The organism is Numidum massiliense, assembly GCF_001375555.1.
Lineage (GTDB): Bacteria > Bacillota > Bacilli > Thermoactinomycetales > Novibacillaceae > Numidum > Numidum massiliense.
The window spans coordinates 2913499-2933259 of record NZ_CTDZ01000009.1 but is presented as its reverse complement, the minus strand read 5'-3'; the positions used below and the strand labels follow the sequence as shown (position 1 = coordinate 2933259).

Here is a 19761-nt window from a genome sequence, read left to right as displayed (position 1 = left end):
TGGAGGAGACTTATGGCAGAGCAACAAAAATTGCCGGAAGTAACAGCAAAACGTTTACCAGTATATTACCGTTATTTGGAGAAGTTACACGCGATTGGAAAAATGCGTGTATCTTCTGCTCAGTTGAGTGATGCCTTACAAATTGATCCGGCAACGATCCGCCGTGACTTCTCTTACCTCGGAGAATTAGGAAAAAAAGGTTATGGATATAACGTCAATTATTTACTGCAGTTTTTACGGGAATTCTTGAAGCAAGACGAGGTATCGAATGTCGTGTTAGTCGGTGTCGGTAATTTAGGTACCGCTTTGCTGCACTACAATTTTTACCGCAGTCACAATACGAAAATCGTCGGCGGATTTGATAACGATCCGCAAAAAGTCGGCAGCGAAATAAACGGCATCCCAATATATCCGATGAGCCGTCTGGCGGAAGTAAAGCAACTGCAACAGGTCGATGTGGCCATCTTGACGGTGCCGATTACGGCAGCGGAGAAAGCGTTACATGAAATCATCGCTGCGGGCATTTACGGCATTCTCAACTTCACCCCGGCCCGGCTGACGGTTCCGCCGCACGTACGCATGCATCACATCGATTTAACGACCGAGTTGCAAACACTCATTTACTTTTTGAAAAACTACCCTGCAGACGCCGACGAGGAAGAGCAAGCCGCAGGCGATAACGCGCATACAGGCATTGGCGCTACGAACGTCGGCAGTACGAACGACGAGCAACCGAACGACGAGCAACCGAACGACGAGCAACTGAACGCCAAAAGTGCAGCGCAGCCCGATGCGAGTAGCAAAGAGGCAGCGCGGTCAAAGGCGAGTGCCAAAGATGCGGCGCCATCGACTGTGCGTGCGAAAGATTCAGTGCCAGGAGCATCAGGCGAAAAGTAAGCCGAAGAAGTGTAAGCACGTCAAGTAAACTTGAAATAAACTTGAAAACGTTAGTAAGGAGGTGCTAAATATGCCGAGCATCGGTATTCCCGGGTTAATTCTTATCTTAGTCACCGCGTTGATCATGTTTGGACCGAATAAGCTGCCGGAGTTAGGGCGCGCCTTCGGCAATACGTTGCGCGAGTTTAAAAAGGCGACAAAGGATTTAGCTGACGACGATACGCCTTCCGTAAAGAAACCTGCTAGTGATCAGAAGTAACTGAGAAATACAAAAGTGAGGCAGCATGGCTATGAGTGATCGTGAACAACACCTCGTCGAACACATTAGCGAATTGCGCCGGCGAATCATCTGGGTGCTACTCGTCTTTTTAGCAACCCTCATCGCCGGCTTTATTTTTGTCGAACCGGTCATTCACTATTTGAAAAACGATCCGGCGGCGAAAAACATTCCGTGGAACGTCTTTTCTTTAGGGGACTCTTTACGCGTTTACTTGCAGTTTTCTTTTGTCCTTTCGCTCGTCTTCACGTTGCCGTTTGCTATGTATCAAGCGTGGCGTTTCGTCAAGCCGGGTCTAAAAACGGAAGAACAGCGCGCCACGCTGATATACATCCCTGTGGCGTTTATTTTATTTATCGTCGGCGTCTCGTTCGCCTACTTCTTTCTCTTTCCTTATCTCGTCAAGTTCGTCTCGATGCTCGCGGATAGGCTCGGCGCCCAGGAAATGTACGGGATTAGCCAATACTTCGGCTTTATGTTTCGCCTCGTCTTGCCCGTCGGCGTGACATTCGAACTGCCGATTATCGTCATGTTCTTAACGCGCATCCGCATACTTACACCGGATTTTTTGCGCAAGATGCGTCGTTTTGCTTACGTCATTCTCGTCATTGTCGCAGCGGTCATCACGCCGCCAGACTTTATCTCCAACATACTCGTGGCGATCCCGCTCATTTTGCTATACGAGATTAGCATTTGGCTGTCACAGCGCGTCTACCGCAAAATACAAGCACAAGATGCGGAGTGGAACGAGGCATCGGAATAAAAAAAGTAAAAAATTCGCCTTAAACGACTTGCAATCGGGCGTAAAAATGCATATCATAGAAAGTGATGTTAGCACTCAGCCTCGGTGAGTGCTAACACGCGACTAAAACACCCGTAAGAACAGAGGAGGGTTTTTCGTGATTAAACCTTTAGGTGATCGTGTCGTATTAGAGGCTGTGGAGAAAGAGGAAACGACTGCTAGCGGCATTGTACTTCCCGATTCGGCGAAAGAGAAGCCGCAAGAAGGTAAAATTGTAGCCGTCGGTAGCGGACGCTACGAAAACGGCGAAAAAGTTGCTTTGGAAGTAAAAGAAGGCGACCGTGTGATTTTCTCCAAGTACGCCGGCACGGAAGTTAAAGTTGACGATAAAGAGTATTTGATTTTGCGTGAAAGCGACATTCTCGCGATTCTCCAGTAGTGAAAAAACTAACCACCTACATATGAGGAGGGCAATTGACGAATGGCAAAAGAAATTAAGTTTCGTGAAGACGCGCGTCGTGCGATGGCACGCGGTGTCGATCAGTTAGCTGATGCTGTCAAAATTACGCTCGGACCGAAAGGGCGTAACGTCGTATTAGAGAAGAAGTTTGGCTCGCCACTCATCACGAACGACGGGGTGACGATCGCGAAAGAAATCGAACTGAAAGATGCGTTCGAAAACGCCGGTGCGCAACTCGTCAAAGAAGTAGCGACGAAGACGAACGACGTCGCGGGTGACGGTACGACGACTGCTACCGTATTGGCGCAAGCGATGATTAGCGAAGGACTGAAAAACGTCACCGCTGGGGCGAACCCGATGGTCATCCGCAAAGGGATCGAAAAAGCGACCGCGGCAGCTGTCGAAGAGTTGAAAAAGATCTCCAAGCCGATCGAAGGAAAAGAATCGATCGCGCAAGTGGCAGCCATCTCCGCCGGCGACGACGAAATCGGCCAGTTGATCGCCGAATCGATGGAGAAAGTCGGCAACGACGGCGTCATCACGGTTGAAGAGTCGAAAGGCTTCACGACCGAACTGGAAGTCGTGGAAGGGATGCAGTTCGACCGCGGTTACATCTCGCCGTACATGGTGACGGACAACGACACGATGGAAGCTGTATTGGAAGATCCGTACATCTTAATTACGGATAAGAAAATCGGCAACATCCAAGACATTTTGCCGCTGTTAGAAAAAGTCGTACAGCAAGGCAAGCCGCTCTTGATCATCGCAGAAGACCTCGAAGGGGAAGCGCTGGCGACCCTCGTCGTGAACAAACTGCGCGGCACCTTCACTGCTGTTGCCGTTAAAGCTCCTGGCTTCGGCGATCGCCGTAAAGCGATGTTGGAAGACATCGCCATCCTGACAGGTGGTCAAGTCATTACGGAAGATCTCGGTCTCGAACTGAAATCGACCGACATTCACCAACTCGGACGCGCCCGTCAAGTTCGCGTTACGAAGGAAGACACGATCGTCGTCGACGGTGTAGGCGAAAAGGCGGAAATCGGTTCGCGCATTGGCCAAATCCGTCAACAGTTGGAAGACACGACGTCCGAATTCGACAAAGAGAAGCTGCAAGAGCGTTTGGCCAAACTGGCTGGTGGTGTTGCAGTGATCAAAGTCGGTGCGGCGACCGAAACGGAATTGAAAGAGAAAAAGCTGCGTATCGAAGACGCCCTCAACTCGACGCGTGCGGCTGTTGAAGAAGGGATCGTTTCCGGTGGCGGTACCGCCCTCGTCAACGTTACCGCAGCAGTGGAAGCAGTTGCGGCCGAAGGTGACGAAGCGACAGGTGTCAACATCGTGAAGCGCGCCCTCGAAGAGCCGGTACGCATGATTGCGACGAACGCTGGCCTCGAAGGTTCCGTTGTCGCCGACAAGTTGCACCAGGCGGAAGCAGGCGTTGGGTTCAACGCGCTGACCGGTGAGTGGGAAGACATGATTAAAGCAGGGATCGTCGACCCGGCGAAAGTAACCCGCTCCGCACTACAAAACGCTGCATCGGTATCGGCCATGTTCTTGACGACGGAAGCGATTGTCGCTGACGAGCCGGAAGAAGAAGGCGCAGGTGGCGCTCCGGGCATGGACGCCATGGGCGGCATGGGCGGAATGGGCGGCATGATGTAACAAGGGCTTAAAACCCACTGAATACAGGCATTTAATTCAAGAAACCCGAGACGTGGATACGGTAATATAAGGGTATCTCTTGGATAATAGATAAAAGCTTCTCGCGAGTTCGTTGGACTTGTGAGAAGCTTTTTTCTTATGGGTGTTTATTTTGATTCACTATTGTGGCACTATCCAAGCATAGATCAAGAAAGACTGCAGGTGCGGTTAACACCTACGGTCACGTACAATAGGCTTGCCCTACAAGGGGCAGCTCATAGGTATGACGGTTCGACCGCACACCTTTAGCACAAGAGCGAGCGGTCGATCCTTATTGGTCTTTTAACAGTATGGCGATTAAAGCGCCGAAGGCGATCATTTAGGACGCCTTATTTTGGGCGTCTTTTTTCCTATGCTTCTTGAGTCTCGTATGCTTCATAAGCTTCAACGATGTGCGTCATCATCGGTGATGCCTTCGACACAGTTGTAATCGTCTCAATCGCCTTCGTCAAGCCTTTTGATTGTATGAGGCGTTGCACGTCTACTGCTTCTTCATCCGTAGGGACGTCGTATCGAAGGGCAGCAGCAACACCTTTTAATAACGCTACGGGTTCCTTCTGAAGCAGTTGTTCATATTGAAAAACAGGATTCATGAGGCGGTCATTACGGCCGAGTTTACGCATTGGCGAACGACCGACGCGGATCACTTCGTCGACAATGAGTGGGTTTTTAAAGCGTTGAATCGTCGTCTCAATATATGCGGCATGTTCTGCTTTGTTAAAACCGTGTTTCGCAACGAGCACTTCCCCAGTCTCTTGCAACACCGACCTGACCAAGCCCAGGATTTCTTCGTCTTGTAACGCATCATAAATCGTTTCCGCCTTTGCCAAGTATCCGAAATAAGCGGCAACGGCATGGCCGGTATTTACGGTAAATAACTTTCGTTCAATGTAAGGCGTCAAGGATGGAACATACGTCATTCCTTTTATGTCCGGTTTTTCTCCAACTACCAGCGACTCGTCGACCATCCATTCATAAAACGGTTCAACCGTTACGTTTAGTCCATCATCATTTCCTTGATCCGGGACGATTCGGTCGACAGCCGCATTCGGGAAGTGGAATAGTGCATCAAACGCCTCTTGTTCTTCTTGCGTCAAATGTTCGTATACGCAGGAGCGCAACAGTTGACTGGCACCGATCATATTTTCACAGGCAATGATATTTAATGGCTGACGATTTTGTTCGTAACGCGCGCGTAGTCCAGCCGCAATGGCCTCGGCAATGACCGGTAATACGTCTGCACCGACGGCTGTTGTGACGATATCTGCGTGCACGATCGCTTCCGTGACACGTTCCGGTTGCTTTGCACTATTGATCGCCGACACATTTTTCACGTGTTCCGCCGTTTTTTCTTCGTTTGCCAAACGAACGGTGTACTGGTGACGGCGATTCAACGCGTCTACAACCGCTTCATTCACATCTATGAATGACGTTTCATAACCCGATTGGTACAATAAACTACCGATAAAGCCGCGACCGATGTTCCCTGCCCCGAAATGAACAGCTTGTGGGCTAGTCATGTCCGCAAAATAAGTTAATATCTCTTTTTTTGTTGTCGCCTGAGTCATGCCTTGGACATTTTCTTCTTCGGAACATACAATTGCAATTTGGGAAAGGATCTCTAAATGGGCGCCGTCCTTACCGGCAATTCCGATTAACAATTTCGCGATATTGCCGTCCCCGAAGTCGACACCTTCCGGAAACTGCAAAATGACAATCCCCGACGTCGTTACTTCATTTTTCGCGTCTTCTGTACCGTGTGGAATCGCGACGGCATTCCCTATATATGTGGTCGTTAACTGTTCTCGCGCTAACATTTTCTCGATATACCCAACTTCGACATATCCGCGGTCGACGAGTAATTGTCCGGTTTGGCGAATGGCGTCTTCTTTCGTTGGGGCAGTTGCTCCTAATTGAATGTTGTTTGCCGATAAAATTGGCAATGACATGTTTCTTCACTCCCATTATGTATTTAAAAATTGATTCGGTGCCTAAGACAACTAACTTAACTTTTCAATATTGGGACTATTTGCTGTTTTTCCTCTAGAAACTCAAAAAATTTCCCCGACAAATAACGAAGAATGTCTTGCTTACTTCCTGTCTCAAATAGATGGATGCTTTCATCGCTCTCAATAATGCTGGCACTAATTAAGCTAAGGAGCTCTAACATTTGGCTCGACGCGTCGCTAGGCGATAACAAGAGTAAGATTGAACGCACTGTCATTGGCTTTCGATCCATGCCTTGAATCGTCTTACCTTCATCGAGATGGATGACAGTAAACAGCGGTTCTCGTACGTGCGCGTCGCGCGTGTGATACAGTGCCAATTCCGTCCCTGGAATGCCGAGTCCACCGAGCTGTTCTCGCACTAATAATGCGTTAAGGATCGGTTGGACATCGTCTATACGTAACGATTGGGCCAACAAGGTACATTGATGCCTTAAAATCGTCTCCACCGAATGCGTCGCTTCTGCACGTACGACGCGAATGTGTTTTAACAGTCGCACGACCATACCACTGTACAGATGCACCTCTTCAAACAGATGAACAGGGTCCGTCCCTTCAGAAGGTCGTTTAACGTGTGGCTGTTTTGCCGCGTGCGTGAGCAAATGGCGTTGAATATGGCGACGCGTCTGTTGAATGTCTTCGGCTGACGGAATCGGGTCTAACAAATGATAAGAAAAAGTCGCATCGGGAATATGAGTCGTCGAGATGACGACATCTTCTTCGCGAATATGGATATTGTGCAAATCAAACATTGAAACGTTGTGTACGTCGCCAATTTCGGGAATATCTTGGCGTAGTCGTGTAGCCAACATTTTGGACGTGCCAATGCCACTCGAACAAATGACGTACGCCTTTACTTTTTGCGATTGCTTCGTGCGTAGCAGGACAGCGCCGTAATGCATGACTAAATAGGCGACTTCCTCATCCGGAATCTCCCATTGCGGGAAGATGTGGGCGACACCACGTTTCACGACCTCGAACAAGTCCGCATAATCTGCTTGAATTTTTTCTAGAAGAGGGTTTGCAATGCCCATTTTTTGTTCAATGCGATAAAGGGCAGGCTTTAAATGTGCGACGAGCCCTTTCATTAGTGACATTTCACCGACTAAGGAAACACCGAGTTGTTCGCTGACGTATTCCGTTAACTTTCGCGCATAGACCGCCACTTGCAAATCATTTTCGTCCAATAGCGGATGTTGGCCGCCGCGTATTTTTGCACCTTGCAAATGCATCGTAATGTAACCCACTTCAGCTAAAGGGATTGGTATATCGTAATGTTCGCTTAAGTGGTCCACAATCATTTGTGCGACATTGTATTCAGGCGTCTTTGCCAACTCCGCTAAATAGGCGCAATCCATTCGGATCGTTTCACCCTTTTTTATGCGCTCGATGGCTAATGTCAAGTGGACGACGAGACCGACGTACGAACCGTCAGACATTTCGTATGGCAACGCGTGAATCGCCTCTTTTACCGCCTGCTCTACCGCCGTTAATCGATCGTATTCAACAAGTTGCAATAGGCGGTTTGAAATAGAATCTGCATTGGTTTCGTCATTTTGTTTCTTCATTGCGTTCATTAACGTCGTTTCGTTCACATAATCAGCAACGAGGTGGCTTAAAGCTTGTCGCTTCGCTCGTTCGCTTCCTTTGATTTCGACGCCGGAACCTCTTTTGCGCAAAACGGTTAAATGAAAGGGCTGAAGGAAAGACTCTAGTTGTGTTAAATCGTTACTAATCGTTGCGACTGTGACATTTAATTCACTCGCTAAAGCAAACAGCTTTACCGGCTCCGAAACTTCCAGTAGAATGGTGAGGAGAAGCGCTTGCCTCTCCTCTTTCGTATAATCGAACAACTTTTTTTTGGCAAAGGCTGCTTCGAGCTGTTTTTTTTGCGCGTCGTTGCCGACGAGTCGGATCCCTACACCTGATTTTCGAATGAGTGACATGCCGTATGTTTTGGCGATGTCTTCGATATGATTCAATTCCCGGTGAACGGTTCGCGTACTGACATCGATTGCTTCCGCAAGCTCTTTCACCGTTACGTCTGTCGTTTGATATAACAAGGTGGACAAAATTAATTTTTCCCTTGAAGAAATATACATTTTTGCTCACCTCGGTCTCGGTTTAATGCTGTTGTCCTTTTAACTTGTCGACCAACTCATCGTACTTCGGGCTGTTCAAGAAATTCTCGACTGAAATATGACGGGCTGTCGGCAGTTTTTCTTGGGCTCGAGAGGTTAAATCTTTATGCGTGATGACGATATCCGCGTCATCTGGTAACTGACTAATCGCTGTATTCGATACGCGAACGTCTAATCCAGATTTTTTCATTTTATTCTTTAAAATGGAGGCTCCCATCGCACTCGATCCCATGCCAGCATCGCAAGCGAAGATGACCTTTTTTACTTTTGATAGATCGTCCTCGCCGACACCGGGCTCTACTTGACCATGCCGTCCATCGTTCATTCCATCGACCCGCTCGTGGTTTGGCTCGTTCTCCGCGAGTCGTGTGGCATCGTTTGTCTTACCTTTCATCGCCGACGTCATTTCCGTCGCTTCTTGCAAATCGCCACTGTCTTGTTTTGATACTTTCAAAATATAAGCGGTCACAACGAACGTGACGACGGTCGCTACGAGGACACCTGCTAATACGCCGAGGTAACCGCCTTTTGGTGTCATCGCCATAAGTGCGATCATACTTCCCGGCGACGGTGCTGCCACTAGGCCTGCGCCAAATAACAAGAACGTCAGTACACCTGATGCCCCACCGGCGATCACAGCGAGCAATAAGATGGGTTTCATTAAGATATAAGGGAAGTAGATCTCATGAATGCCGCCGAGGAAATGAATAATCGCCGCTCCGGGTGCGGTTTGTTTTGCCGTTCCTTTACCAAAAAGCATGTATGCGAGTAAAATACCAAGACCTGGACCAGGGTTTGTTTCCAGTAAGAAGAGGATAGATTTACCAGCTGATGCCGCTTGATCAATCCCAATCGGACCTAAAATACCGTGGTTAATGGCGTTGTTCAAAAACAACACTTTCGCTGGCTCGATGAACACACTTGCCAAGGGAAGTAAACTGGCATCGATGATGATCTGTACACCGCTTGCGAGTAATTTATTTAACGAAAGTACGGTTGGCCCGACAGCAACGTACGCTAAAACGGTTAAAATTCCCCCAATAATCCCCGCCGAGAAGTTGTTGACTAGCATTTCAAAACCTGATTTAATTTTACCGTCAACTAATTGGTCAAACTTTTTAATCGCATAACCGCCAACGGGTCCCATAATCATGGCACCTAATAGCATCGGAATGTCCGCGCCGACGATCATCCCCATCGTCGCTGTGGCACCGACGACGCCACCGCGCATACCGTAAACGAGACGTCCACCCGTAAAACCGATTAATACAGGCAATAGAAACGTAATCATCGGGCCAACTAATTCCGCTAACCCTTTATTCGGATACCATCCATCCGGAATGAATAGCGCCGTAATAAGGCCCCATGCAATAAAAGCGCCGATATTCGGCATAATCATCCCGCTCAAAAAACTGCCAAACTGCTGTACCTTCACACGGAAACCGCCTGTTTGCCCAGTTTGTTCGGTCGCCATTTTGTAGCACCTCTCTTTTAAGTTCCTTACCTTCATCTTAGGACTGCTGTATGGAAACAACAATAAAAAGATACTATCAATTTGGCAATGTCATTGTTGCCAAAGGTTAATGAGAACATATTCGGTGTTTGTTTTGATTCACTATTGTGGTATTATCGAAGTAGAAGAGTGGATGGTTAGATTAGGCGCAACCAAACAAAGCAAGGCGTGCATGGGGATCGGGAATAGCTTTCCAAGTTATTGCATGCACTGAGAAAGACTGCAGGTGCAGGAACACCTACGGTCACGTACAATAGGCTTACCCTACAAGGGTGGCAGGCTCAGGGGTTTCACGGATAGACCGCATACCTTTGTACAAGGGCGGTCTTTTTTCTCGCTCATCTAACCGTACGGCAACTAAAGCGCCGAATGCGATTATCAATGATAACGCTTCAAATACTGTTAAATCCTACCCTCTTTAAAGAAGAGGGGGGCAACGATCTGTTATTTAATCAATAACCGGAAATTCCGGCAACACTTCTTCTCCGAGTTCATCGATTACTTCTTTCGCCGGTCGTTCACCATACTTCATATAGAGCATGACGGGTTATGGATGTGCATCAGCTTTTGCGCGTATCGCAGAATCCAAGCTGCGATTCTGACAACAGCCTAAGGCATTTACTTTACCCCTACGGAATTTTACGTAAACGACCACTTACCTTTTTTTGCGGTTATAAGCTAATCAGTCAATGTAGCCTGAACAAGGGTTAAACATACATAATAGCGAAGAAGCACAAAAAAAGACTCAAAATTTTTTTCGTTAGCAGCAGGAATTAGCAGATTACTATCGAATAGTTCTAGTAACAATATTTTTTGTCGCAGAATGGGGGTTATTTTACTGTGGTGCTTGATCCGATTACGTTAGGTTCACTCATCCGTAAACGTCGCAAGGACATGGGGCTTACTTTGAACGACTTGGCTAACGATAGTGTCTCCGTCCCGACAATTAGCAACATCGAACGTGGCATCACCGGTAACCTCGCTAGTGAGAAGGTTACCTACATCCGTGAACAACTTGGCTTGACGGACGAACTGGTTGAGCAAATGTTGAAAAAAACGGGAGAGGACGAAGAACGCCTCAAGCAAATGGTAGCCACCGTCAGACACTTGGCTGAGCACGATTTGCTTACTGAAGCACGTCACGAAGTAAGCGCTTTAGAAAAAGACGGCAAGTTGGCCGACTACCCGCTGTACGCGACGACCACACAACTTCTGAAAGGTGTTGTTTTGCGAAAACAGGGTCAGTGGGAGCGGGCAACAAATGCGTTCCACGAAGTGTTGCGGCACCTTCGCGAACATTCGCTTACTGAATTGAATAACCTTGCAGCCGAGGCGTACTACAACTTGTCCGTAACGGCTGCGCTAGCTGATCAGGATTACGAGAAGGCGATCGAATACGCCGACATGGCGCTCGACGCCTTTCAGAAAGAAGGTGATGAAAAGCATATTGAAGGTCGTGTGCTGTATAATAAAGCGAGCTATTCCTTGCATCTAGAGCAGTATGGCCAAGCTTATAAATATGTAATGGAGGCTCGTCCAAAGTGCGAGCTGGCTCATGACATGAAATGTTATTTATTGACATACAACGCCGAGGGGCTAATCTTGTCTGGCCAGCATCTATACGTCCAGGCTGCAGAAGTGTTTCAGCATGCGATTCATTTACAGCGCATACACTACGCCGATCCGTGGCTTGGAAGTGTCTTGTACCTTAATTTGGGCGATGCGCTTTATCGTAACAAAGCGTACGCACAAGCGTTGCACTGCTACGACCTCTCGTACAGATTGTGTAAAGAGAGGAAAGATGAACAGCAGCGTGCACTTCTTTATTGTTCATATGGAGAAGTTTATCTTGCAATGGGAGAATACGAGAAGGCAACGGAATATGCTAACAGGGCTGCTGAATTAGCACAAAAGTTCGATTACACATCGGAGTATTTACCAATTCTCCTGTTGCAGGCTAACATCGCTTTGGAGCAAAGTTCTTCGGAAATAACATCGGTCTGTGCAGAAGGGATTCGACTGGCGGAAAGAAGTAAGTTGTTCAACAAAAAGAAGGACTTCCACTTTGTTTTGGCGAATTATTACGAGCGAACAGGCAACAGAGAATCATTTCTGCAGGAAGCCGAACATATGTATCAGGTAGAATCTTTAATTCGCAAGGAGGAAACGTTATGAAAAAACTTATTGCTGCAATCATCGCTACTGCGCTCTTGGTATTGCCAATGACCTCGTTTGCTGCTACGAGAAATCCTCCGGCGCACGGCATGGAAGTGCACATTCAACAAGACGGCAAGTAACAGACTGGTCCGCCCATTAGCATTTATTTATGGTGCTAATGCCTAATGTTAAAGTCCACTTGGTGGGTGTTGGTGAACGCTTAGCAATCTGTTAGGAGGACAGTTGTCGAATTGTCCTCCTAACGAAAAACCTCCCCCCGTAATCGAAACACGGACGTTTTTCGTTACTTTTTTTTGCATAACCAAATGGAAGTGTTACCGAAACAATTTTTGGTCGTACACATCTAAACTTGTTACATAGTCGACCAGATGAATCGATCCCACGTTTTTTTGACGATGACCGTCTGTTTGGGTCTGGTGCGAGGGAGCGGCACCTTTTTCCGATCGACCATCGCGTTTGATAATAGTACATAACATTGGGTGATAAGAGGAGCGGAAGGAGTTGTCTTTTTGAAGCGAGGTGTGTCCATTTTCCTTTTATGTCTCTTATTGATGACAGGAGGTTGTCAAATGAGTAAAGACCCACAATCGTTACCTCTCGAGAAATTGCCACAAGTGACAGCGTTTCAGGACGAATTCACAAGAAAGTTTATGGATTCAACGGAGCCTGTGAAGGAAGGGTATTATTTATTTCGCTCGGGGGTGAATGGTTATACGATGTTGTTTCCGGAGGGGGCTAAGTTATCTGAGAGAGGGTATTCGGCACCGGATAAATTTTTTGAAACGATTGATTTTGGAGGCGAAGAAAAAAATGTAACTTACTATGTAAGAATAGAATATCATTTCAGTGGAACAGTTAATCTAATAGACAGTCAGTTAGATAGTTTTCGAAGTGAGGCTCATTACAATGGTGAATTCAAAAAGAGGGAAGTAGGACAAAAGATAATGTACATAGGTAACAATGAATTTCTTTCGGATCACAAAGAGGATACAGCGTATAATTTCTTTGGTTTTATTAAATCTAAAGAAAGTAACCAGGGGATTAGATTTTTTTATAGTGTAACTTGCCTAGATGCAAAAAAAACTTGTCATTTAGATGTGAGGAAAGAAGAAGAACAGGCTAGAATACTTATGGAATCCATTACTTTTATAGAGAAATAACTTGAAGAAGGAGTGAAAGACGTGGTAAATAAAGAGATTCTTAACACAGAAGAGCTAAGGTTACGTATTATACAATTGGAGTATCGGATTAAGGAAGATAATCTGGATGATAAGACGATAAAAAAGGAAATTAGGCGAATTTACTTTGAGGAAACAGGAAAAGAAGTTCCAGCTGGTTTTGACATTATTAAATCTGGTACGTTAGGCGAATGGAACGAAAAAGGGGAAATGGACCCGCTTATTAAATCGAGTTACATTGGTACCGCCATTCATTTTCATCATAAGGATCGAAAAATCAACCAATTGTACATTGTCTCGCAAGGCTCGACGTCACTAGAAGATTGGCTGTATAATCTATTGGGGATTTTTCCCGGGAAGGATAATAGACAATACAGAGATGCCCTTGCATTTTATGACAATGTCATAAAAGCAGTCAACCCAGATGGTAAACAAATCCTGACAATTGGCTTAGGACACTCTCTTGCGGAAAACAATAATACAAATGTACGCTTGGTTGGTAGTCGAGATGGTAAAATATACTTTGATAAATTGTACGGTGTAAACGGAGCAAAGCCCAACTTTAATCAATTGTGGAATTTTGACCCCGATTTCAGATACAGGTTATCCAAAAGGTTTAACATCAACCCTAGGGATCTCGACGCCATCAACAAACTTCCCGCCGCCGAAGTCAAGAAATTCGCCGAAGAATACTACAAAAACAAAGGCGTCACAGACGAAATATACAACATGATATCGCTACAAGACCCGCTGTTTGCAGCAAGCTTGGCTGGGGCGGGCTTCTTTGAAGTTGGCGAAGTTGAGTATGTGGAAACAAATCCGGCCTTTAACAGTCTTCGTAAATACACGGAACAAATACCGGAGGAGGAAATCCGCAAGATTCAATCCTACTTTGCGCGGTATGGGGATGCCTATCGTGAAGGAGGACTAGAAGCAGCCGTATGGCAAGCAACAGGAGTCGACATAGAGCAAGTAAGGAATTTAACGCAGTTAGGTTTACATACACCCGTAGCTGCAGCAATGCTCCCCAGATTGATTCGAAACGTTCACCGAAGATCGTATGGAGTCCGTGCTTTCATCAAGCATTTAACGAAAAACTTAGATGGAATATTTGACGTACTCGTTAAAGAAGGATTAATCGATGACGCGGAAAAAAAAGAAGTGATTGGAGATTTGAAGGCACTTGAAAAAGATTTGGACGAGTTTTATCGGATTGTAGCTAAGGTCGATCATGCTAAAGGTGGAAATAAGGCGGCGGCAGCAACCGCGGCTCTTATTCAACTCCGCAAACTGTGGAAGGATGTCGAAAAGCGACAAGGGCGACTCAAAGGTGTCTTTGAGAAGGTCTCCACCATCGTCGAAAGTCACGGGATTGAAGAAATGCTGAACGCCATTGGACGAAAAAAAGGGAGGGCGTATGACGGCGACGATTTGCTCCTCATTAAGGGTGGATCCGGTGGCGAGTCGATTCAAGTGAACCTATCTTCGGCGGTGCGCATGTATCAAAAGGGAATGGCTATTATCGACGAAAAAGAAGAGATGTTAAAACAGTATGTCGATACGTTTGCGCGGGAAATTGTCGAGGATTATCGGAACAGGCAGCGAGCCATTGCCGATAAAATTAGCAGCTTAGAAGCAGACCCGAAGAACTTTCAGGGACTACTAAGTTACCCAGAAAATAGAGGGAAAGCAGAGATGCTTCTATTTAGAAGTGGTGTGCATACGAAAGCGGGTAGGTTAGAGAAAATTGTGGCCGCCGATTATTTTCCCGGCCTGAATGCGACTGAAGTCGGTGGTGTCATTCCTGAAATTTCAAAACAGAACAACGAAGGGCGACGCCTCATACAAAAAATGAGGAAGAGCATCGAGGATTTGTTTGCGAAAGATGAACGGGTGTCTAAGATCTTTGACTATAAATCGTGAGTAGAACAGCTAGCGCGGTTATTTCAGAGGAGGGTCATGAGGTGGAAGACTCGTATCAATATACAGACACATTCCAAATCGTCACTGTCGGGGATCTGTCGTATAAGGGGGTTACACTGAACAATCACGTCGATGACCTCATCCGAAAGACACACGATCTGGAACGGCTAATCAAAAACGAAACAAAAGACAGCCAGGGAAAACTCGTGCAAGCGATTCAAAACAAAATGGCTGATAAAGCGAGTGAGCATGTAAGTGCCTTGAGAAATATTGACACACAGCACATGAACTTTGCTAAAAATTACAATCGACAAGTCGATCAAATGAGCGTACAACAGTTGACGCTATGTTATAAATTAGATATTACAAAATAAAGTTGTCACCCTCTTTTTTCACGATTAATCTAGGCTAGATTGCTGGTTAATAGGAAATAGTGTAATCTTACCTCAAACGAGATACTTTACACGAATGGGAGGAGGCACCAAATGGATCGAGGCAACCGCAGAGTTCTCATTGCGAGTTTAGTAGGGAGTGCGATTGAATGGTTTGATTACTTTCTTTATGGAAGCGTCGCCGCTTTAGTATTCAACCAGATTTTTTTTGTAAGCGATGATCCGACGTTCGGTTTATTGTATGCGTATGCATCCTTTGCGCTGGCGTTTTTTATTCGCCCGTTTGGAGGCATTATTTTTAGTCATATCGGTGATAAAATTGGTAGAAAGAAGACGTTGGTGTTAACGTTAAGTTTGATGGGTGGCGCGACGTTCGCGATGGGCTTGTTGCCAACTTATGAGACGATCGGCATTTGGGCACCGGTTCTGCTCATTGTGTTGCGTCTTGTTCAAGGTTTAGGTTTAGGCGGCGAGTGGGGTGGCGCCTTGTTGCTAGCGGTCGAATACGCGCCGAAAGAAAAGAGAGGGTTTTTTGGCAGTGTCCCGCAAATGGGTGTGACGATCGGGATGTTAATGGGAACGCTTGCCCTGTCGCTTATGACGCTATTGCCCAATGACGCGTTTATGATGTGGGGCTGGCGGGTGCCCTTCATTTTGAGTATATTGCTCGTCATTTTTGGGTTATGGATACGTAAAGGCATCGAGGAAACGCCTTCTTTTAAAAAAGCACAAGCTAAAGGGGAAATATCGAAACTACCGATCGTCGACACGTTTCGTTATCACTGGCGGGAAGTGATTATTGCGATTGGCGCTAAAGTGGTCGAAACGGCACCCTTTTATATTTTTGGCACCTTTATTGTCTCCTATGCGACGGATCAATTACATTATAGTAAGACGGTAACGCTCAACGCGGTGATGATCGCGACCATTATTACGACGATACTGATTCCAGTGATGGGGAAATTGTCCGATAAGGTCGGTCGTAAACCGCTGTACGTATGGGGGACCATCTTAATGATCGTGTATGCGTTTCCGTACTTTTGGATGATTCACCAAGGTTCCGTGTTACTATTAGTACTGGCGACGGTGATCGGGTTGGGGATTATTTGGGCGCCGATCACGGCGGTGTTAGGAACAATGTTTTCCGAAATATTTTCGCTGCAAGTGAGGTACACGGGAATCACCTTAGGTTATCAAATCGGTGCAGCTGTCGCAGGTGGAACGGCGCCACTAGTTGCAACCGCTTTGCTGATGCGGTTTAATAATTCGTATGTATCGGTGGCGTTGTACATTATTTTCACTGCGGTCATCTCCTTGCTCGCCGTTTGGGCAGTGAAGGATCGCCACAACGAGGAGTTAGACAAGGAATTAGACAAGGAGTTAGATGAAGAAGTGAACGCCGGAAGTCGTCAGTAAGAATTGATCAGGAAACAATCATAAAAATAAAACGACAAAAATAAAACGACTACAAAACGGAAAATGGAGAGAAGAGAAATCATGCTTATTTTAGCCGAGCAAGACATACAGAAAAATTATTTGATGCGAGATGCGATTGCCGATTTAAAGCGTGGGCTCGCGGCAAAAAACGAGGGGCTAATCGACAACCCTCACCGCACCGTGATTGAATTTCCTAAACATCAAGCATCTGCGTTGTATATGCCGAGTGCGGATTTAGCAGAGGAAATCACCGCTGTTAAAGTCGTATCGATATTTCCGGAAAATCCTCAGAGAGGTAAACCGACGACCCAAGGGGTGATGCTGCTGACCGATGCGCAAACCGGTGAACATTTGTGCATGATGAATGCGTCTTATTTAACGCGGCTCCGGACCGGTGCGCTGAGTGGAATTGCAACAGAAAAATTAGCGAGAGTAGACGCAAAGACGCTAGGTGTCATTGGCACCGGGGCGATGGCGTTTGAACAAGTGTTAGGTGTACTGGAAGTACGGGATATTGAAAAAATTGCACTGTTTAATCGCACCCGGGAAAAGGCGGAGCAGTTTAAAGAAAAGCTTCTAGCATATGGCGTTCGCCAAGAGATCGTTGTCGCCCAAGCTGTCGCAGAACTTGTGCGGGAGGCCGATATTATTTGCTGTGCCACTCGCTCCAATACACCCGTATTCGACGGGAACGATCTACAGCCAGGGACGCACATTAACGGAGTCGGTTCGTATTTGCCCTCGATGCGAGAAGTCGACCTGAGAACTATTGAGCGGGCAGATAAAATTGTCGTCGACGATCTAACAGGTGTGAAAGAAGAAGCTGGAGAACTGATGCACGCAAACGAAGAAAGCGACTGGAGTTTTTCATATATTTATGCGGAGCTCAGTCAAGTAAGTGGGCGAGAGGGTTTAATTAGGGAGACGAATGAGGAAGTGACATTCTTTAAATCGGTCGGGGCGGCGTATTTTGATTTGGCCGTCGCGAAGGGGATTTATTTTAAAGCGAGGGTCCTCGGGTTTGGGAAGGAAGCTATCGTGTAGTTAGTTGCCGCGGGCAAAACGCTCACTTGGCGTTGTTCACTTGTCCTCGCTACAGAACATTTTGTGCCGCGGATATTGCTCGCTAATTAAATAAGTGTCGCCCGTAGATAAGACGTGAATAAACGCAACTTAAAACTTGTGACGGTGAAGTATGTAAAATGTACGCAAGTGGACATGATACAATATCTACGGGCATGGCCTTCAGATTTCCATTACAACCGGCAATCGTTTTTTGTCAAAAAGTACAGGAACCAAACTGCGTGATTTTGTTCATCAGAAGCTATACGGCGAATGCTATCTTTTATATGAGGATTCGTCGCCTTGTCAGAGAGATCCAAATAAAAATCGACCGTTTTCTGTTCGTCTTTAAAAGCAACGGTTAGTCCTTTGCAGTAATCTTTTGGACATTGCTCTGAGATTCGCGGTGTTGGCCTCGTGCCTGTCAGCTTAATGTAAAGATCAACGAACTCTTGAAAGTGCCTTTTCTCATCACGTCTGATTTCGCGAATGACTGACTGTTCTTCTTTCGTAGGGGCAATCTTGAATAAGTGAGTGTAGCAGTGAATGGCGCTATATTCACCATTAATGGCTTCGGTAATGCCTTTGATAAAACGGGTGTCCTCCATCGTATGAACAGATGCGAATGGGTTATCGTACATTCGGTTCTCACTCCTTTAACCGATCGGTGTTACTCTTATCGTATGTCAGTCACTAGGCTGGATTCCAATTTTCACTTCACTTTTATTACTTAGAAGTTCTCACTAGTCAACGATACATTTGTTAGTTACACTATAGGAAAGAAGTCAACGCGCCACGGAATTTGAGGAGGAAGAGAAACTGTCGATGCATAGAGCAGCGAGTGAGGGATTCGACAAGCGTCACGAGACAATTGCCAAAATTACGGACAATGTTACGAAAGTGATCGTCGGCAAGGAAGAGGTCATCCGCATGAGTGTCGCAGCGGTGCTTTGCGGTGGACACGTGTTGTTGGAGGACGTACCCGGCGTCGGCAAGACGATGCTCGTAAAGGCACTGGCCAAGTCACTTGGGTGCGACTTTACGCGCATCCAGTTTACACCCGACTTATTGCCTTCGGACGTCACCGGTGTTTCCGTGTTTAACCAGCAAACGTTGCAGTTCGAATTTCGTCCGGGTCCGATTGTGGGCAATGTCGTCTTGGCCGATGAAATCAACCGCACGTCCCCGAAGACACAAGCTGCGTTGTTGGAAGCGATGGAAGAGGGAAGTGTTACCGTCGACGGCGTGACTCGCCAGCTGCCGCAACCATTTTTTGTAATGGCGACGCAAAACCCGATCGAATACGAAGGGACATTTCCACTGCCGGAAGCGCAATTGGACCGCTTTCTCATGAAGTTGCACCTCGGTTACCCGAGTGAACGCGATGAAGTGGAGATGCTTGAGCGGCAGCAAACAACCCATCCGCTCGCGGCGCTTAAACCGGTCGTCAGCAAGGAGGAATTATGTCAGTTGCAAGCGCGCGTGCGCGATGTGCACGTCGACGCTTCAGTCAGTACGTACATTGTGCAGCTGAGTGAAGCGACGCGCCAGCATCCCCACGTCTACCTCGGCGTGTCACCGCGTGGTTCACTCGCGCTTTTCCGTACGGCTCAGGCATTCGCTTTTATGCGCGGACGTTCATACGTCGTTCCCGACGACGTCAAGCAACTCGTGCTCGCGACGTTTAGTCACCGCCTCATTCTTAAACCGGATGCGCGTCTGAAAGACATTGCTGTGGAAAAAGTGCTACTAGATGTTTTGCAACATACGCCTGTGCCCGTATACCGTAACAAATAAAACGTTTATTAAAAAACAGTGTGTGAAACTGAATGGCGGGTTTTTGTAAAGGAAGGA

At 46.7% G+C, this 19761-nt stretch carries 16 protein-coding genes and 1 pseudogene; 13 read left to right on the top strand and 4 right to left on the bottom strand.

Annotation, left to right across the window (positions count from 1 at the left end):
• Positions 1–12: 12 nt before the first annotated feature.
• From BN1247_RS13645 to groL, 5 genes and pseudogenes are all read left to right on the top strand, one after another.
• A pseudogene (locus BN1247_RS13645) lies at positions 13–639 on the top strand (redox-sensing transcriptional repressor Rex); the annotation flags it as partial.
• Between the two features lie 328 nt (positions 640–967).
• The gene (locus BN1247_RS13640; protein WP_054950883.1) at positions 968–1156 is read left to right on the top strand and encodes a twin-arginine translocase TatA/TatE family subunit; all 189 of its coding nucleotides are present in this window, start codon (positions 968–970) and stop codon (positions 1154–1156) included.
• A gap of 31 nt (positions 1157–1187) precedes the next feature.
• Positions 1188–1937: a twin-arginine translocase subunit TatC gene (gene tatC, locus BN1247_RS13635; protein ID WP_054951657.1), complete on the top strand. Its 750-nt coding sequence runs from the start codon at positions 1188–1190 to the stop codon at positions 1935–1937.
• A 136-nt stretch (positions 1938–2073) separates the two neighbouring features.
• On the top strand, positions 2074–2355 hold the full coding sequence (groES, locus tag BN1247_RS13630) for a co-chaperone GroES (RefSeq protein WP_054950882.1): 282 nt from the start codon (positions 2074–2076) through the stop codon (positions 2353–2355).
• A gap of 42 nt (positions 2356–2397) precedes the next feature.
• Positions 2398–4038 carry a chaperonin GroEL gene (groL, locus tag BN1247_RS13625; protein WP_054950881.1) on the top strand — a complete coding sequence of 547 codons (1641 nt, stop codon included), beginning with the start codon at positions 2398–2400 and terminating at the stop codon, positions 4036–4038.
• A 389-nt stretch (positions 4039–4427) separates the two neighbouring features.
• On the opposite strand, the gene BN1247_RS13620 is transcribed toward groL, so the two are convergent.
• From BN1247_RS13620 to BN1247_RS13610, 3 genes are read right to left on the bottom strand one after another with little or no spacing between them, the layout of a single operon-like run.
• Positions 4428–6026 carry a mannitol-1-phosphate 5-dehydrogenase gene (locus tag BN1247_RS13620; RefSeq protein ID WP_082415944.1) on the bottom strand — a complete coding sequence of 533 codons (1599 nt, stop codon included), beginning with the start codon at positions 6024–6026 and terminating at the stop codon, positions 4428–4430.
• 56 nt (positions 6027–6082) lie between these two features.
• On the bottom strand, positions 6083–8185 hold the full coding sequence (locus BN1247_RS13615) for a BglG family transcription antiterminator (protein ID WP_054950880.1): 2103 nt from the start codon (positions 8183–8185) through the stop codon (positions 6083–6085).
• Positions 8186–8207: 22 nt separating this feature from the next.
• Positions 8208–9698: a PTS mannitol transporter subunit IIBC gene (locus BN1247_RS13610; protein WP_054950879.1), complete on the bottom strand. Its 1491-nt coding sequence runs from the start codon at positions 9696–9698 to the stop codon at positions 8208–8210.
• An 879-nt stretch (positions 9699–10577) separates the two neighbouring features.
• On the opposite strand from BN1247_RS13610, the gene BN1247_RS13605 reads away from it, so the two are divergent.
• From BN1247_RS13605 to BN1247_RS13580, 7 genes are all read left to right on the top strand, one after another.
• Complete coding sequence (locus tag BN1247_RS13605) at positions 10578–11912, top strand: tetratricopeptide repeat protein (protein WP_054950878.1); 1335 nt, start codon at positions 10578–10580, stop codon at positions 11910–11912.
• A complete protein-coding gene (locus tag BN1247_RS18455; protein WP_261796047.1) occupies positions 11909–12034 on the top strand; it encodes a hypothetical protein in 126 nt (41 codons plus the stop codon). The genes BN1247_RS13605 and BN1247_RS18455 overlap by 4 nt, the downstream gene beginning before the upstream one ends.
• A 450-nt stretch (positions 12035–12484) precedes the next feature.
• Complete coding sequence (locus tag BN1247_RS13600; RefSeq protein ID WP_082415943.1) at positions 12485–13075, top strand: hypothetical protein; 591 nt, start codon at positions 12485–12487, stop codon at positions 13073–13075.
• Positions 13076–13096: 21 nt separating this feature from the next.
• Positions 13097–15016 carry a DUF6792 domain-containing protein gene (locus BN1247_RS13595; protein WP_054950877.1) on the top strand — a complete coding sequence of 640 codons (1920 nt, stop codon included), beginning with the start codon at positions 13097–13099 and terminating at the stop codon, positions 15014–15016.
• Positions 15017–15057: 41 nt separating this feature from the next.
• Positions 15058–15390, top strand: a complete 333-nt coding sequence (locus BN1247_RS13590) for a hypothetical protein (protein ID WP_054950876.1) — start codon at positions 15058–15060, stop codon at positions 15388–15390.
• 111 nt (positions 15391–15501) lie between these two features.
• The gene (locus tag BN1247_RS13585; protein ID WP_054950875.1) at positions 15502–16824 is read left to right on the top strand and encodes an MFS transporter; all 1323 of its coding nucleotides are present in this window, start codon (positions 15502–15504) and stop codon (positions 16822–16824) included.
• An 81-nt stretch (positions 16825–16905) separates the two neighbouring features.
• Positions 16906–17889 (top strand): ornithine cyclodeaminase family protein, encoded by a 984-nt coding sequence (locus BN1247_RS13580; RefSeq protein ID WP_054950874.1) that lies wholly within the window; start codon positions 16906–16908, stop codon positions 17887–17889.
• A 212-nt stretch (positions 17890–18101) separates the two neighbouring features.
• Here the strand turns inward: BN1247_RS13580 and BN1247_RS13575 are convergent, their stop codons facing one another.
• Entirely contained in the window at positions 18102–18548 is a 447-nt protein-coding gene (locus BN1247_RS13575) for a ferritin-like domain-containing protein (protein WP_054950873.1), read from the bottom strand.
• Positions 18549–18732: 184 nt separating this feature from the next.
• Between BN1247_RS13575 and BN1247_RS13570 the strand changes: the two genes are divergently transcribed.
• On the top strand, positions 18733–19704 hold the full coding sequence (locus tag BN1247_RS13570) for an AAA family ATPase (RefSeq protein WP_054950872.1): 972 nt from the start codon (positions 18733–18735) through the stop codon (positions 19702–19704).
• Positions 19705–19761: the final 57 nt, after the last annotated feature.